Annotated in this window: 14 protein-coding genes; 13 read left to right on the top strand and 1 reads right to left on the bottom strand. The window is 59.3% G+C overall.

Going from position 1 to position 15,825, the window contains the following annotated elements; all coding sequences use genetic code 11:
* Nucleotides 1-3 precede the first annotated feature (3 nt).
* From AC4HNJ_RS13980 to AC4HNJ_RS13965, 4 genes are all read left to right on the top strand, one after another.
* Nucleotides 4-1,437 carry an APC family permease gene (locus tag AC4HNJ_RS13980; RefSeq protein WP_490480200.1) on the top strand — a complete coding sequence of 478 codons (1,434 nt, stop codon included), beginning with the start codon at nucleotides 4-6 and terminating at the stop codon, nucleotides 1,435-1,437.
* Between the two features lie 4 nt (nucleotides 1,438-1,441).
* Nucleotides 1,442-4,153: a glycosyl hydrolase 2 galactose-binding domain-containing protein gene (locus tag AC4HNJ_RS13975; RefSeq protein WP_490480199.1), complete on the top strand. Its 2,712-nt coding sequence runs from the start codon at nucleotides 1,442-1,444 to the stop codon at nucleotides 4,151-4,153.
* Nucleotides 4,154-4,169: 16 nt separating this feature from the next.
* On the top strand, nucleotides 4,170-5,177 hold the full coding sequence (locus tag AC4HNJ_RS13970) for a LacI family DNA-binding transcriptional regulator (protein ID WP_490480198.1): 1,008 nt from the start codon (nucleotides 4,170-4,172) through the stop codon (nucleotides 5,175-5,177).
* Between the two features lie 62 nt (nucleotides 5,178-5,239).
* Complete coding sequence (locus AC4HNJ_RS13965) at nucleotides 5,240-6,085, top strand: sulfotransferase family protein (protein WP_490480197.1); 846 nt, start codon at nucleotides 5,240-5,242, stop codon at nucleotides 6,083-6,085.
* Nucleotides 6,086-6,178: 93 nt separating this feature from the next.
* Here AC4HNJ_RS13965 and AC4HNJ_RS13960 read toward each other — a convergent pair whose 3' ends face one another.
* Entirely contained in the window at nucleotides 6,179-6,673 is a 495-nt protein-coding gene (locus AC4HNJ_RS13960) for a hypothetical protein (RefSeq protein WP_490480276.1), read from the bottom strand.
* Between the two features lie 686 nt (nucleotides 6,674-7,359).
* Here AC4HNJ_RS13960 and AC4HNJ_RS13955 point away from each other — a divergent pair.
* The 9 genes from AC4HNJ_RS13955 (at nucleotide 7,360) to AC4HNJ_RS13915 (ending at nucleotide 15,825) form a co-directional block, all read left to right on the top strand.
* Nucleotides 7,360-8,829: a nitrilase-related carbon-nitrogen hydrolase gene (locus AC4HNJ_RS13955; protein ID WP_490480196.1), complete on the top strand. Its 1,470-nt coding sequence runs from the start codon at nucleotides 7,360-7,362 to the stop codon at nucleotides 8,827-8,829.
* Between the two features lie 264 nt (nucleotides 8,830-9,093).
* Nucleotides 9,094-9,537 carry a carboxymuconolactone decarboxylase family protein gene (locus tag AC4HNJ_RS13950; RefSeq protein WP_490480195.1) on the top strand — a complete coding sequence of 148 codons (444 nt, stop codon included), beginning with the start codon at nucleotides 9,094-9,096 and terminating at the stop codon, nucleotides 9,535-9,537.
* A 289-nt stretch (nucleotides 9,538-9,826) separates the two neighbouring features.
* Complete coding sequence (locus tag AC4HNJ_RS13945; RefSeq protein WP_490480194.1) at nucleotides 9,827-9,964, top strand: patatin-like phospholipase family protein; 138 nt, start codon at nucleotides 9,827-9,829, stop codon at nucleotides 9,962-9,964.
* A 316-nt stretch (nucleotides 9,965-10,280) separates the two neighbouring features.
* Complete coding sequence (locus AC4HNJ_RS13940) at nucleotides 10,281-11,840, top strand: DHA2 family efflux MFS transporter permease subunit (protein WP_490480193.1); 1,560 nt, start codon at nucleotides 10,281-10,283, stop codon at nucleotides 11,838-11,840.
* A gap of 53 nt (nucleotides 11,841-11,893) precedes the next feature.
* Nucleotides 11,894-12,343, top strand: coding sequence for a MarR family winged helix-turn-helix transcriptional regulator (locus AC4HNJ_RS13935; RefSeq protein WP_490480192.1), 450 nt, complete (start codon nucleotides 11,894-11,896; stop codon nucleotides 12,341-12,343).
* Nucleotides 12,344-12,411: 68 nt separating this feature from the next.
* Nucleotides 12,412-13,890: an efflux transporter outer membrane subunit gene (locus AC4HNJ_RS13930; RefSeq protein WP_490480191.1), complete on the top strand. Its 1,479-nt coding sequence runs from the start codon at nucleotides 12,412-12,414 to the stop codon at nucleotides 13,888-13,890.
* 10 nt (nucleotides 13,891-13,900) lie between these two features.
* On the top strand, nucleotides 13,901-15,088 hold the full coding sequence (locus AC4HNJ_RS13925; protein WP_490480190.1) for an EmrA/EmrK family multidrug efflux transporter periplasmic adaptor subunit: 1,188 nt from the start codon (nucleotides 13,901-13,903) through the stop codon (nucleotides 15,086-15,088).
* A 162-nt stretch (nucleotides 15,089-15,250) separates the two neighbouring features.
* Nucleotides 15,251-15,409 carry a hypothetical protein gene (locus AC4HNJ_RS13920; RefSeq protein WP_490480189.1) on the top strand — a complete coding sequence of 53 codons (159 nt, stop codon included), beginning with the start codon at nucleotides 15,251-15,253 and terminating at the stop codon, nucleotides 15,407-15,409.
* On the top strand, nucleotides 15,406-15,825 hold the full coding sequence (locus AC4HNJ_RS13915; RefSeq protein WP_490480188.1) for an SDR family oxidoreductase: 420 nt from the start codon (nucleotides 15,406-15,408) through the stop codon (nucleotides 15,823-15,825). Before AC4HNJ_RS13920 ends, AC4HNJ_RS13915 begins: the two co-directional genes overlap by 4 nt.

The following is a 15,825-nucleotide window of genomic DNA, read 5'->3' as shown; positions in this document are numbered from 1 at the left end:
AGCATGTGCAATTCCGTCCCCTTCGCACCTCACCACGACAAGGCAAGCATGCAGGACTCCAACGCGCCCCAGAACGTTCGCGACAACGCCTTTCATCGTTCCATCGGCCTGTTCTCGGGAACGGCAATCAACATGACTCAGATGTGCGGCATCGGGCCGTTCATCACGATTCCTATCATGGTCGCTGCGATGGGCGGTCCGCAGGCGGTCATCGGTTGGATCGCCGGTGCCATCCTGGCCATGGCCGATGGTCTGGTCTGGGCCGAACTCGGAGCGGCCATGCCCGGCTCCGGCGGCACCTATGTCTACCTGCGCGAAGCGTTCCAGTACCGCACCGGCAAACTGATGCCGTTCCTTTTCATCTGGACGATGTTGCTGGCGATTCCCTTGCTGATGTCCACGGGCATCATCGGCATGGTGGAGTATTTGGAATTCTTTTTCCCCAACTTGGGCTGGTGGCCGGTACACGTCATTGGCCTGGCGGCGACTGCCGTCGTCACCTGGCTGCTCTATCGCCGCATCGAATCGGTTCGTGCGATCACAATCGCATTGTGGATCATCATGCTGGTTTCCGTCGTCGGCGTGGCGGCGGCAGGCTTCTCACATTTCCATGCGAGCTTCGCCTTTGCGTATCCGGCCGACACGTTTGGCAGCCGCTTTTTCCTGGGACTTGGCGCAGGGCTGATCATCGGCATTTACGATTATCTCGGCTACAACACCACCGCCTACATCGGCGACGAATTGCGCAACCCGGCCCGAACGATGCCCGGCTCCATCATCGCCTCGGTGATCGCGATGATGTTTGTCTACCTGCTCCTCAACATCAGCGTGCTTGGTGTGGCGCCGTGGCAGGAAATCGCCCGATCCAAGTCGGTGGCTTCGCTGGTGGTGGAACGTAGCTGGGGACATTCGGCCGCCGCCATCATGACCATCCTGATCATCGTGACTGCATTCGCCTCGGTGTACACCGGCCTGTTAGGTGGCTCGCGCGTGCCCTTCCAGGCAGCGCACGACAAGGTGTTCCTGTCCGTGTTTGGACGTCTTCACGCCAAGCACGGCTTCCCGCACGTGGCGTTGCTCACGATGGGCGTGGTGACGGCCATCGGCACGTTTTTTGATCTGACTGAAGTGATCAACATGCTGCTGGCCGCGAGCATCATCGTGCAGTCCATCGCGCAGATCGCCGCATTGGTCGTGTTGCGCCAGCGGCAGCCCCATCTTGAGCGCCCGTACAAGCAATGGCTGTACCCCGTGCCATGCGTGATCGCGCTACTGGGATGGCTCTATGTGTATGTGTCTGCCTCCACCTTGTCGCTGATCCTGTCCGGTATATGGATCGTCGCTGGCCTCGTGGTATTTGCCGCATGGGCCAAGCTCAACCGGTCCTGGCCGTTCGCTCCCGTTGAAATACGCGAAACCTATCTTGAGAAACAGTGACGCCATGCAAACTCCAGCCAAGTACGTACTTTGGACGATCGCCGCGATGGCGCTATCGGCCATGCCAGCCGCACGCGCCCAAACGACCTATGCCCCCACTCGGGTAGGCATCGATGCCGGTTCCATCACCCCCATCGGTCGTTGGCAAATGCAAGACAGCGCGAAAGCGCAGCAAAGCGGTGCCGACATCTCCTCTGCGGGTTTCTCCACCGAAGCGTGGTACCCCGTCAGCGGCCGGGCGACGGTCATGGCCGGACTGTTGGAAAACGGCGTGTACAAGAACGACGTGTTCTACGGCGACAACCTGCGTGCGGTGCAAGTGCCGGACTCCAGCGGCACCCTCTTTGTGACGCCGTGGTGGTACCGCGCCGAGTTCATACTGCCGAAGAACGTGGCAGGACGGCATACGCTGTTGCGCACCAACGGCATGATCGCCAGCGCTGATGTGTGGATAAATGGGCATCTGGTCGCTGACCATGCCGATGTCGCCGGAGCTTATCCCGTGCACGCGTTCGACGTGACGCGCTGGGTACACGCAGGCGCCAACATTCTCGCCATGCGCGTGCATCCGGCTGATCCACGAATGAGCCTGTCGATGGGATGGGTGGACTGGAACCCCACGCCCCCGGACAACAACATGGGCCCATGGCGTGGCGTGGACATCATGCAGACCGGACCGGTCGCGTTGCGCTTTCCACAGGTTCTTTCAACGCTGTCGCTGCCCGATCTCTCCCGCGCCACGCTGGACGTGAAAGTGGAAGCGAAGAACCTCGATGCGGTAGCTCATGATGCGACCATCACCGGCACCGTAGCCGGCGTTCCAGTACAACAAACCATCCATCTCGCGCCCGGACAAACACAAATCGTTTCTTTCTCGCCCAAGACAACACCGGGCCTCGCGCTGGATCATCCGAAAATCTGGTGGCCCGTTGGCATGGGCGAACATCCGCTATACCAACTTGAGATGACTGCTACGGTCAATGGCGCAACCTCCGACCGGGCCGCGACAACGTTCGGCATACGCAGCGTGAGTTCGAGCCTGACCAAGCAGGGTTATCGTCAGTTCTTCATCAACGGGAAACCCGTGCTGATCCGCGGCGGCGGCTGGGCGCCGGATATGTTCCTGCGCGATAACCCCGTTCGCATGGAAGCCGAATTCAGCTACATCCTCAATCTCGGCCTCAACACCATCCGCAGCGAAGGCAAGCTGGAAAACCAGCGTTTCTACGATCTGGCCGACCGCGACGGCATTCTGATCCTGGTGGGCTGGGAATGCTGCGACAAATGGGAATCGGCGGCCAAGACTGGCGGCGAACCCTGGAGCGCTGCTGACATGAAAGTGGCCGAAGACTCCATGGCCAGCGAAGCACGCCTCCTGCGCAATCATCCATCGGTGATCGGCTTCCTGATCGGCAGCGATAATGCGCCTCCGCCGCCTATTGCGAAGATGTATGTCAATACGCTGCGCGCGGCGGATTGGTCGTTGCCCATCATCTCGGCAGCCGCCGACCAGGGAACCGCCGAAGCCGGCCCTTCCGGCATGAAGATGGCCGGCCCATACGCATGGATACCGCCAGCCTATTGGTACGCCGACAAATTGGGCGGCGCGTTTGGCTTCGATTCCGAGGTCAGTGCGGGCGCCGACATCCCGCGGCTGGAAGACCTGCTACGCATGCTGTCGCCGCAGGAGCAGGAAGCGCTATGGAAATATCCGGAGGTGCGGCAATACCACGCCTCCGCGGACTGGTCGACATTCGCTGTGTTGACCCCGTTCGACACAGCACTGGCCCATCGCTACGGCGCACCCACCAGCCTTGCCGACTATGTCGCCAAGGCCCAGCTCGACAACTACGACAACGTCCGCGCGCAGTTCGAGGCGTTCAACGCACACATGGATGCCACCCAGCCGGCAACTGGCGTGATCTACTGGATGCTCAACAACGCGTGGCCTTCGTTGCACTGGCATCTGTACGACTACTTCATGAATCCCGGCGGCGCCTATTTCGGCGCCAAGAAAGCCAACGAGCGGGTACACATCCAGTATGCCTACGACTCGAACGGCATCGTGCTGGTGAACCACACACTTGAAGGTGTCCATGACCTGCAAGCGCATATCCGTGTACGCAATCTGGACGGTAGTGTGCGTTACGAGAAACACCTGCAGAACATCGACCTCGCGGGGAACCGCACGCAGCCATTGGTGACGCTGCCGGCCATCGCCGGCCTATCTCGCACCTACTTCATCGAGCTTGACCTCGCTTCTTCCGACGGTAAGCCAGTCAGTCGCAACGTCTACTGGCTGTCCACGCGACCGGATGTGCTCGACTGGGCGCGTTCGAACTGGTACCTCACACCGCTGACGCAGTACGCGGACCTGACCGCGCTGCGCTCCCTGCCGTCCGCGACCAGTGTGGTCCGCGCAACCACGCAGCGCGAGGGAAACGATGACGTCACGACGGTCACCTTGTCGGTGCCTGCATCCTCCAAAGCCGTGGCGCTGTTTCAGCACGTGTCGATCAGGCGCGGTGCACATGGCAACCTTGCGCTGCCGATACGGTGGAATGACAATGACGTCACGCTTTGGCCCGGCGAGTCGATGGTTTTGACCGCGCGATACGCATCGCAGGGAACAACCATGCCAGTGGTCGAAGTAAGCGGGTGGAACGTTCCGACCCAAAGCGTTCCGGCTGCCGCCACGCAGGGAACAGATCATTGAAGATGCAAAGACTTCCATGTCACGCGTGACCATCAACGATGTCGCCCGTGCTTCGGAGACCTCGAAGAAGACTGTATCGCGCGTGCTCAACAACGAGCCGAACGTGCGCGACTCAGTACGCGAGCGCGTGCTTTCGGCCGTAGCAGAACTCAACTACCGGCCGCTCACCTCGGCACGCAGCCTGGCGACGAACCGGTCCTTCATGATCGGCCTGCTCTATGACAACCTGTCGCCGAGCTACATCATGGAAGTCCAGGCGGGCGTGCTGGAGGCGTGCGAGGCCAAGCAATACAGCATGATGGTGCAGCCGTTGGTTTCGACGGCGCCGGATTTTGTCGAGCGTGTCGAGGGCATCCTCTCGCGGCATCAGCCTGATGGACTGATCCTTACGCCCCCCATCACCGATCATCCGGGACTGCTCAAACACTTGCGCAAGAGTGAGCTTCCGTTTGCCTCGATCGCTCCGCGCCAACCCAAGGGCTGCATCGGCGTGATGCTACGCGAGCGCGAAGCTGCCGCAGCAATGGTGGAGCATCTCGCCTCGCTGGGCCACCGCCGCATCGCCCACATCCTTGGTGATCCCAAGCACGGCGCTGGCATCTGGCGCCTCGCCGGTTACCGCGACGGCTTGAAGCGCGTGGGATTGAAGGAAAACCCTGCGTACATGGTGCAGGGTCGTTTTTCATTCGAGTCCGGCGTGGCCGCAGCGCGGCGGTTGCTCGCGCTAAAGCAGCGGCCGACCGCCATTTTCGCAGCCGACGACGACATGGCCGTCGGCGCGATCTGGGCCGCGGCAGAGGCCGGTGTCTCGGTTCCGGGCGACATATCCATCTGCGGCTTTGACGACACCACGATCGCCACACAGGTGTGGCCATTGCTGACCACCGTCCACCAGCCGGTGCGCGAAATGGGCAAGCGTGCCACCGAGGAGCTGCTGCTTCGCGTGCTGGGCAAGGGGGAAGCCAGCATGGTCGAAGTCGGCTATGAAATGCGTGTGCGTGCATCGACGGCACGCGCGCCCTGAACCGGGCGCTAGCTTGCAACGCCCCCTTGCTACCCACGTCACCGATTGAGAGGAGCACCCACATGCCAGCTACGCCAGACGCCAACAAGCCGCCACGGAAGTTCCACTTCATTTCCGGGCTGCCGCGCGCCGGCACCACGCTGCTGGCTGCCATCCTCAACCAGAATCCGCGCTTCCGGGCAGGCATGACCAGCCCGCTTGCAGACATCATGGGCGTGGTGATGGCAGAAGCCAGCAGCAAGAACGATTTTTCGTTCGATGTTTCCGACGAACAGCGCATCGCACTCTTGCGCGGGTTAGTCGAGAACTTCTACTCAGTTCAAGCTGGCGCCGACGTGATGTTCGACACCAGCCGGCTATGGTGCAGCCGAATGCAATTGCTCAACACGCTGTTCCCTGGGGTGAAGGTCATCGCGTGCGTACGCCAGTTGGCATGGGTGCTGGATAGCATGGAGCGACTGGTGCGCAGGCAACCGGTCAGCGTCAGCAAGGTGTTTCGCTTCGACACCAACACCACGGTGTATTCGCGCGTTGAGGCGTTGACGGATCCACGCGGCATGGTGGGTTTTGCCTACCAGGCCACCAAGGAGGCATTTTACGGCCCGCATGCACAAAACCATCTGCTGATGCTGACCTATGAAAGCCTGGTGAGCGATCCGGCCACGGCGGTGCGCGCGGTCTACCAATTCCTCGACGAACCTTGGTTCGAGCACGATTTCGACCACATCGAATACAACGCGGACGAGTTCGATGCCCGCGTCGGCATGCCCGGCCTGCATTCCGTTCGTCCGAAGGTAGAGGCAATCGAACGCCAGCCCATCCTGCCACGCGAGATCTTTGGACGCTTTGCGAACGAAGCGTTCTGGCTAGACCCCAAAAACAATGTCAACCAGGTACGTATCGTGTAGAGCCTTTGTCATCACCACCGGGAACAAAGGCCACAAAGCGTGGCGCGCCAACCAAAGATAACGCGCCACGCCTGCAGATACTGTTGAGTAACGTTACTTTTGATCGGCCCCGAGCTTTGCGCTCAACCCACTCTTGAACGGCGCCGGGTCGCTGGTGACAAGACAGTTGTAATCCTTACCCGCATTAAGAACCAACACCGACGATTTCGCTCCCTTGAAATCGAGTCCGACAGAGAACAGCACATAGTTGTCAGGCAGCGCGGCCGGACGGAATGCGCCGAAAGCATATTGATTCGCAAGACCGAGCGGCGAAAGCGGAATGGTGAGCTCCAGCGGCTGCGTGGCGTGCGGCGACGGTAGCGACGATGACGCGCTCATGATCAAGGTTTTGGCATCGATGGAGTAGCGACTCGTGACGGTTACACCCAAGTACCGGGAGTTCGGCGAAGACACCTGTTTGCGACAGGCGGCGGTATCTGCAGGCTTGGGGTCGGGCTGGCCGGTCTGCAACGTCGCGAATACGTGGGTCAGTTTTACCTTTGCAGTCCCTGTTACGGGTGCCGCGAAAACAGCGCTGCCATAAGACATGGCAAGCAACGATGACACGCTACACGCCAGCAAATAACCTAAACGAGTGATCTGAATGCGCATATTGGCTCTCTCCTAGTGGAAGGGACGCAACTCATAGCCTTCAGTCCGGTGACAGGGTCGAACTCAATACGCGACTTCTGCCATACGGCGATGAGTTTATTCGTGCGTCGAATGACTACCGATCTTGCTCCAGGGAGAAAAGCTCGCGCGCAAGACGTCACGACAGCCGAACTGTCGCCCGATTGCCAACAAAAACTTCATGAAGTACGCCAGCCCTAAGCCAGAGAGACAGCCAACCAGCAGGAAACCAAGAGGACGCCGAACACTTCGGCGACCCATGCTTGATGCAGCAGATGGACCAATCCTGGCCGACTGAGAAGAGTCCCTGAATTCCCCTTGAGCACAACGACGTTAGCACGCGTCTGTGTGGAAATGGCGTGAACAACGAGCTCCTTGATCACCCGGAAGGCCAATGGCCTCGGGCATTACCCCTCGGCTCGAAGCCTTGGGCAGCGGCCTAATTGGCGATGCCCAGATGCTCAAACGGCTATCTATCCGCCAGTTAGAAGTGGTATAGCCGTCCAATAAATAGAGCGCCAGCCGCATTCTTCCCCTTCTTCCTGGGGTAGCCGTCCCGCACTTGCACTGCCGCCACCGTCATCGATCATTCCGGAGATACTTCCATGGCATCCTGGCTTGACCCTAAACGCGTCAGCACTAGCGCCATCGCTATCGTGCTCACTGCATTACTCCTCTGGTGGGGAACGGGCATGGAGCCGCTCTGGCCGCTGATGTGGCTGGCACCGATGCCCGTGTTGCTGATCGCTACGCGGGTATCGGCTTGGCGAACAGCCGGCCTGGCGTTCGCTGCATGGTTCATCGGCATGTTCACTATGTGGCGTTACCTGCACGGGCTTATTGACGTGCCCATCGTAGATCTGTTGATGAACTTCAGCGTCATGGCGCTGGTGTTCTCCATTGCCACTCTACTTTTCCGGGCGTTACTGCGCCGCGGCGCCTACATCAGCGCGCTCCTGGCGCTGCCGGCGACATGGGTGTCGTTCGAATACATCGTCAACCTGGCCAGTTCCTCGGGTACGGCAATCAGCTTGGCGTATACACAGCTTCGCTTCCTTCCCTTTCTTCAATTGGCGTCGGTGACCGGCCCTTGGGGCATGAGTTTTCTGCTGTTGTCGTTTTCGCCGGCGGTGGTGATCGGCATCTACCTGTATCGCAACGCAACCAAGCGGGCGCTATGGGTTGTCGGGGCAGACATCGCTGTTATTGCGGCCGTCCTGGTTTTTGGCACTGTGCGCCTGATGTCCCCCATCGGGGGCCAGTCGTTGAAGGTTGGATTGGTAGCATCGGATGCACCAGGCAACGATGATGTAGCTGGCAAGGGCTCGCCCACAGCACACCTGCTGCAGGCCTATGCGGATGAAGCGGCCAAGCTTGCGGTAAAAGGTGCCAAGGTGGTCGTGATACCAGAGAAAATCGGTACCGTGACAGATGGCGAACGCCCCCACTCTGATGCCGTATTGCAGGCCACTGCTGATCGGAACGATGTAATCCTGGCCGCGGGTTTGGATCATAGGGCGACAAGCGCCGAATACAACGCCGCCCGCGTGTATATCCCGCATGCGGCGCCGCTGGAATACCACAAGGAGCACATGCTCCCACCATTCGAACTGAAGTTCACGCCCGGTAAGGCGATGACATTGATATCGCAGCCAACAGGCCTATGGGGCATAGCTATCTGCAAGGACATGGACTTCACTGGTTTGTCGCGCCGCTACGGCAAAGCCGGAGCGGGGCTCATGCTTGTCCCCGCGTGGGATTTCAATGTGGACTGGATCTTCCATGGACACATTGCCTTGATGCGCGGCGTCGAGAACGGCTTCAGCATTGTTCGCGCCGCCAAGAACGGCAGCCTTTACGTGAGTGACAACCGGGGACGCATCCTCGCAGAGGTGCGCACCAACACGGCTCCATTTGTCACGCTGGTCACTGAAGTGCCCGTCGCCCATGCAGCCACCCTCTATCAGAAGCTCGGCAACTGGTTTGCATGGATCGCCCTAACCTTGCTGTTGTGGGTGGTTGCGCGGGCGCTATGGCTGCGAAAGCAGCCCCTCGATACTGCCGATTTACCCTAATCCGATACGGGAGGGATGCTGCATATATCGGGCCACTTACGCCAATGTTTTGCTTCGTCTTTCAGAAGGCTCGACTCCAGGCCATCCACGTATGGATCAAGCTCGTAGTCAACGAAAGAATATCCGATATCGAAAGCCCTACTTGCCTTTATCACACTGGAGATATGACTGGAAAAAGCGCTAAATAATGGATCTGCTTCAACATGGAAATCACCGTCGACAACGGAACGAGCTTATCCAAGTAGATCACGGGAGTTCATTCATATGAGCGAGCGTCTCGACTTTTACAAAGCCAGCCCGGAAGCCATCAAGGCCATGATGGGCCTGGAACAGCGCGTAGCCAAAAGCTCGTTGGAAAAACCGTTGATCGAGCTGGTACGTCTGCGTGCATCCCAGATTAACGGTTGCGCATACTGCATGGACATGCACAGCAGTGATGCGCGCAAAGGGGGCGAGAATGATCGCCGTCTCGCTGTATTGAGTGCCTGGCAGGAAACGTCGTTCTTTTCGGAGCGCGAGCGCGCTGCCTTGCTGTGGACCGAGGCACTTACGCTGATCGGCGATCGACATGTCCCTGATGCGGTCTGGAATACCGTATCGCCGCATTTCACAGAACAAGAGATCGCGGACCTGACATTGCTGATCATCGCCATCAACGGCTGGAACCGTTTTGCGATCGCCTTCCGCAAAGCGCCCGCTCCGCTCTGACTACGGTTGGAAGCTACGGCCGATCGAAACGGCATCGAGAATCGATGCGTTCGCTTACTGGACCCGGGCATGCGGTTGATCAGCGCCCTGTTGGCGTGTTTGGTGCTAACAGGTTGTGGTCGGCTCCTCGCCATATCGCGCCACAAGGCGTCATATCCACGGCGCTCCCCGATGGCTAGGCCAACCGGGTGAGCCTCGTCGCCACCGACATGCCGGGCTTCGCCCAGCGATCTCCTGAGTTTTTTGATGGCATCAAACTAGCGGCCGGTAGCGGCCGGTAAATATCCTGGTGTTATCTGGCGGTGGATCAAGCGGTACATTTAGTGCGGGGGCACTGGTTGGGCTGACACGCTCGCATCAGCGTCCCAGCTTTCAGCTGGTAACGGGAGTCAGCGCGGGAGCGCCGAGCGCGGCCAGTTGTGGCTGACACCTCAGCAGTCGATTTATCGCAACATGCATCCGGACCACCTCGCTCAACATGCGGACGTGCCCTGCCCCGCTTCCCCGCTGCACTGAAGCCCTATCCGTTCCTCGTGATGACACCCCCAGATTTCCTTCTTTTGAGGGATATTGCATTTATCTGCAAAGTCAGATACTGTGTAGTCAGTTAGGAGCGGTCGTCTTCGCGAGACGCGAAACGGACGCCGTGTTCCTGGCTCTTTTTTTACCCATATATCTGATATGTCAGATATATGGGAGGCAACGATGACACCCATTCACCCTGCGCTTGTCGGATCTTGCTCATGTCCTCCCCTCTTACATCGTCGAACCCTGCGCCGCTTACCGGTGCGCGATTTGCGCTTGGCGCGTTCGCCGTCGCGCTCGCCACGTTCATGAATGTATTGGATTCTTCGATCGCTAACGTCGCCATCCCCACTCTATCCGGTGATCTCGGGGTGTCTGTGGATGAAGGCACCTGGGTGATCACCATGTTTGCCGCCGCCAATGCCGTATCGATTCCTCTCACTGGCTGGCTCACGCAGCGTGTCGGCCAAGTGAAGCTATTTGTGGGAGCGATTCTGCTATTCGTCCTTTCATCCGCGTTGTGCGGCCTGGCGCCGAACCTGCCCGTGCTATTGGCTGCCCGCGTCATACAGGGCGCCGCGGCCGGACCATTGGTGCCGTTGTCTCAGGCACTGCTGCTGACTACGTTTTCCAAGGAAAAAAGTGCCAGCGCGTTGTCGCTGTGGGCGATGACGGCAACGGTAGGACCTATCGCTGGCCCTGCCCTCGGCGGTTGGATTACCGATAGTTACAACTGGTCGTGGATCTTCTATATCAACGTTCCGGTCGGCCTGTTCGCCGCAGCCGTGGTCTGGGGGATCTACCGCGACCGGGAAACTCCTTCGCGCAAGCTTCCCATCGATACCGTCGGGCTGATTGCATTGGTCGCGTGGGTAGGTTCGCTGCAGATCATGCTGGATAAAGGCAAGGATCTGGATTGGTTCAACTCACCGGTCATTTGCATGCTTGGCGTATTCGCGCTCATCAGTTTCATTTTCTTCCTGATCTGGGAACTGACCGAGCAGCGGCCCATCGTCGACCTACGATTGTTCAAGAGCCGGAACTTCCTTGGCGGCACGGTGGCGATTTCAGTGGCATATGCGATCTTCTTCGCCAATCTGGTGCTACTGCCGCAGTGGATTCAGGAGTATCTCGGCTACCGCGCGGTGGACGCAGGCCTTGTCACTGCGCCACTCGGCATCTTCGCCGTCATCCTTGCGCCAGTGATGGGGAAGATCATGCCCAAGTCGGATGCACGCGTCCTGGCTACTTTGGCTTTTGTTGGCTTCGCCATCGTCTTTTTCATGCGCTCTAACTACAGCACCGACATCGACTCCTACACGCTCGTATTGCCAACGTTGTTGCAAGGCATCCCCACTGCCCTGTTCTTCGTGCCGCTCACCGCAATCATCCTCTCGGGGTTGTCGCCAGAGAAGATTCCCGCCGCGGCCGGTTTATCGAATTTCGTGCGCATCTTTGCAGGCGCCGTGGGGACATCGCTCCTGACTACCGGATGGAGCGACAGGACGATCCTTCATCACGCGCGCCTGACCGAACAAGCAAATGCATACAACGCCACCTACACGGATTCCATTGCACAGCTGCAGTCGGACCTCAACGTAGGTGCCTCCAATGCCGTCGCGTTCTTCGAGTCAAAATTGAATGCGCAGGCAGCCATGCTTGGCCTGAATGACATTTTCTGGCTTTCTGCCGTGGCATTTATCGTGATCATCCCATTGATCTGGGTGACTCATCCGACCAAAGGTGCGGGCGCGGGTGCGGCAGCTGGCGGTCACTGAATACCTAGCAAGCCACTCCTCACGATCACTTCCATCTCATCGAGGGCAACGACATGGATCATTACACCAAGAAAAATTTCATGCTGACGCAGAGCATCGGCTATCTGCTGACCAAGGCGCGCAACATCATCACGGCCGACATGGATGCTGCCCTCAAGCATCTCGATATCACCGGCCAGCAAATGGGGATCCTGCTATCGGTCAGCCGCGACATAGCGACGACCCCTTTCGAACTGTCCAAAGTATTGAGTATCGACACGGGCCTGATGACCCGGCTGCTGGACAAGCTGGAAACAAAAGGCTTGTTGGAACGCACGCGTAGCAACGCCGATCGCCGCGTCGTGAATTTGGGACTGACCGCCGAAGGCGAACGCGTCGCCGCGCAGATACCTGATATCGCACCACCCGTATTGAACAAGCGATTGAAGCAGTTCGACAAGGCTGAGTTCGAAGAACTGCGCCGGCTTCTACGCAAATTCATTGGTGACGAAACAAGTCCATGAACATCTGATCCACCTGCGCATTAAGCGTGGTGGCACTGACTCCCCTAACCCATCCGAGACCCCAAGCCATGCGTGCACATCTCATTGCGATAGCGGTCGGAATGACTTTCGCGCTGGCGGCCTGTGCCAGCAGCGGCGGTCTGCATCCAGATAACACGCCGATCAATCCAGCATCACTCAACGCCGAACACAGCTTGGCCGGGGCGACGCTGTCGCCCGCCGCATGGCCCAAGAGCAACTGGTGGACAGCATTGGGCGATACACAACTCGATGCACTCATCGCCGAAGCGCTTAAGAATAGCCCGAGCCTTGAAGAAGCCGATGCGCGCGCGCGGCTTGCGCAAGCCGAAGCAGGCCTCGCCGATGCCTCGCGACAGCCGCAAGTCGATGCTGGCGGAAGCGTTGCCGAAGCACGCATTCCGGCCACTCTCCCCATTGGCAACGGCCATACCGGCGCAGCCAAGTATGTCGATACCAGTTTCAAGTGGAGCCTGGATCTATGGGGCGGCCAGCGTGCTGCGTGGGAAGCCGCACTCGGCCGGCAACGTGCCGCCGATGTTGAAGCGCAAGCGGCACGTATCGAGCTGTCCGCCAATGTTGCACGCGCTTATGTGCGCCTTGGCTATGCCTATGCACAACAGGATATTGCAACCGCTGAGCTTCGGCGGGCGACCGAGGTACGCGTGCTCACCCAACAGCGTGTAAGCGCCGGTATTGACGACACGCTGCAGCTCAAGCAAAGCGATTCGGAAGTAGCCAGTGCAGAAGGACAAAGGGCTCGCGCAGACCGCGCCATTGACGCCGCCCGTTCGGCGCTGTCGGTTCTGCTTGGCAAAGGCCCGGATCGCGGCCTAGATATCGCCCGTCCCCGGTTGTTGCCACCCAGCACACTGAGCATACCGACCAACCTGCCCGTGGACGTGCTGGGACATCGCGCTGACCTCGTCGCCGCCCGCTGGCGCGTGGAAGCGGCAGGCCAGGATATCGCCGCCGCCAAAACCCAGTTTCTGCCCAATGTAAGCATCAGCGCCATGGCTGGTTTAGTGGCGCTGGGTGGCGGCAATCTGTTCCAGGCGACATCGCGCTTCTACGACGTCGCGCCCGCCATCAGCCTGCCGATCTTCGATGGTGGCCGTCGTCGCGCCAATTTGAACGGCAAAGATGCGCAATACGACCTCGCCGTCGCGCAATACAACCAAACATTGGTGCGGGCATTGAATGAGGTTTCCGACGATCGCGATGCCCTCGATTCGCTGCAGGTGCAGATTGAGGCGCAACAACGCGCACTCGATGCAGCCAGCGACGCATGGGCTCTGGCCGAGCAGCGCTACAAGGCCGGAGTCGGCAGTTATCTTGAGGCCCTCAGCGTGCGCCAGCAACTGCTTGTCGCGGAACAGCGCATGGCTTCCCTGCGCTCGCAGCAGGCCGATGTTTCGGTGCAGATGATTCATGCGCTTGGTGGTGGCTATCGACCAAGCCAACCCGTTCCCGATGCATCGGCGGTCGCCGCGCGTGCATCCTCCCCTTCGCTTATCCATCATTCTTGAGGCAGCCACTATGTCTACTGAGATGACTGCGGCCGACCACGTAGCCGCTCAACCCACCAAGGCCAAGCGCGGTTTCATGCTGCGCATGCTTGGCTTCGTTACCTTGCTTTGCACTATGGCCTTTGGACTGTGGTATTTCCTGGAAGCGCGCTGGTATGAGCACACCGATGATGCCTATGTCAGCGGCAACGTTGTACAAATCACCCCGCAGATCACCGGTACCGTCGTCAGCATTGGCGCTGATGATGGCGACCTGGTGAAGCAAGGCGACGTATTGGTAAAGCTCGATAAAGCCGACGCCGATGTCGCACTGGAACGCGCCGCCGCCCATCTCGCCAATACGGTACGCAAAGTGCGTGGCCTGTACAGCAACGCGTCGGGCGCGCGCGCTGATGTAGCCCTGCGCGAGGTGGCCGTCGAAAAAGCCAAAGCTGATTACAACCGCCGCCGCGACCTGGCACGGTCCGGTGCCATCTCCAGCGAAGAGCTATCCCACGCGCAAGACACGCTTGTCGCCGCCGAGAATGCCTTGACCACTGCGCAACAGCAATGGCAAACCAATAAGGTGCTGGTCGATGGCACCATCGTCGCCTCGCATCCTGACGTAAAGGCCGCGGAAGCGCAGTATCGCGCTGCCTACCTCAATGACGTACGCACCACTTTGGTTGCTCCGGTCACAGGTTACGTCGCCAAACGCACCGTGCAGGTAGGCCAGCGCATCCAGCCCGGTGCACCACTGATGGCTGTCGTGCCACTGCACCAAGTATGGGTGGACGCCAACTTCAAGGAGACACAACTCACGCATATGCGTATCGGACAGCCGGTCGAGATTACTTCAGACGTCTACGGGCATTCGGTCACCTACAAAGGTAAGGTTCTGGAGCTTGGCATTGGTACCGGCGGCGCGTTCTCACTGCTGCCGCCGCAAAACGCCACCGGCAACTGGATCAAGATCGTGCAGCGTGTTCCGGTACGCGTGGTGTTCACCGACCCGACCCAATTGGACAAGCATCCGTTACGCCTCGGCATGTCACTCAACGTAGCCGTAGACATGCATGACCAGCAAGGCTTCATGCTCGCCCGGCAGACACCGACGCAGCCTGCTTTCAGCACTGACGTCTATCAGCGGGAACTTGCTCAAGCCAGCGAGCATATCGCCCAGATCGTCAGCTCCAATATGGCAAATGCTTCCAAGTAGAGCATGCCCTCTCATCAGCAATAGTTGCGCAGTCCTCTATGTCATCACGTACCTTCTTGATAACCGGCGCCAGCAAGGGAATGGGCCGCGCCCTGTCCCATCGGCTCGCACCAAGTCATTGGAATCGCGCGCAACGCAGACGATGCCTCTTTCCCCGGCATCTTGGTCCCCGTTGATCTGAGCGACCGTAGCGCCACCGATGTCGCCCTGAAGGAATTGACCCACCGCTTCTCCTTTGATGGCGTGGTGAACGATGTCGGCTTTGTACGCCTCGCGCGTATTGGCGAGGTGGACTTGGATGAGCTCGAATACACCACTTGATCCCAGCCGCACAAGCCGTACAGGCCTTGCTTCCCCAGATGCATGCCAAGCGCTGGAGGCGCGTGGTGAATGTCTCCAGTCTGGTCGCGCTAGGGGCGGCCGAACGCACCGCTTATGCGGCGGCGAAAAGTGCAATCAACAGTTTTATCCGGACATGGGGATGGGAACTGGCGGAGACCGGCATTACGGTCAATGGCGTCGCACCGGGCCCCACCGAGACGGAACTGTTCCGTAAGAACACCCCCATAGGCAGCGATGCGGAGCGCCGCTTCCTGTCCATGGTTCCCATGAAACGCCTGGGCAAACCCCATGAACTTGCGGCGGCGATAGCATTCTTTCTGTCAGAGCAAGCAAGTTTCATCACGGATCAGACCTTATACGTCGATGGCGGAGCATCCATCGGACGCGCGGCGTAA

Source organism: Dyella sp. SYSU CM1112, from assembly GCF_058216415.1.
The sequence above is the reverse complement of the archived record's forward strand: the minus strand, read 5'-3'. Positions and strand labels throughout refer to the sequence as shown.

Bases quoted from the DNA above. Each gene is read 5' to 3' on its own strand.
- AC4HNJ_RS13955 (WP_490480196.1), top strand. From the start codon at position 7,360: ATGGCATCCTGGCTTGACCCTAAACGCGTCAGCACTAGCGCCATCGCT.
- AC4HNJ_RS13930 (WP_490480191.1), top strand. From the start codon at position 12,412: ATGCGTGCACATCTCATTGCGATAGCGGTCGGAATGACTTTCGCGCTG.
- AC4HNJ_RS13965 (WP_490480197.1), top strand. From the start codon at position 5,240: ATGCCAGCTACGCCAGACGCCAACAAGCCGCCACGGAAGTTCCACTTC.
- AC4HNJ_RS13925 (WP_490480190.1), top strand. From the start codon at position 13,901: ATGTCTACTGAGATGACTGCGGCCGACCACGTAGCCGCTCAACCCACC.
- AC4HNJ_RS13970 (WP_490480198.1), top strand. From the start codon at position 4,170: ATGTCACGCGTGACCATCAACGATGTCGCCCGTGCTTCGGAGACCTCG.
- AC4HNJ_RS13975 (WP_490480199.1), top strand. From the start codon at position 1,442: ATGCAAACTCCAGCCAAGTACGTACTTTGGACGATCGCCGCGATGGCG.
- AC4HNJ_RS13980 (WP_490480200.1), top strand. From the start codon at position 4: ATGTGCAATTCCGTCCCCTTCGCACCTCACCACGACAAGGCAAGCATG.
- AC4HNJ_RS13950 (WP_490480195.1), top strand. From the start codon at position 9,094: ATGAGCGAGCGTCTCGACTTTTACAAAGCCAGCCCGGAAGCCATCAAG.
- AC4HNJ_RS13935 (WP_490480192.1), top strand. From the start codon at position 11,894: ATGGATCATTACACCAAGAAAAATTTCATGCTGACGCAGAGCATCGGC.
- AC4HNJ_RS13940 (WP_490480193.1), top strand. From the start codon at position 10,281: ATGTCCTCCCCTCTTACATCGTCGAACCCTGCGCCGCTTACCGGTGCG.
- AC4HNJ_RS13960 (WP_490480276.1), bottom strand. From the start codon at position 6,673: ATGTCTTATGGCAGCGCTGTTTTCGCGGCACCCGTAACAGGGACTGCA.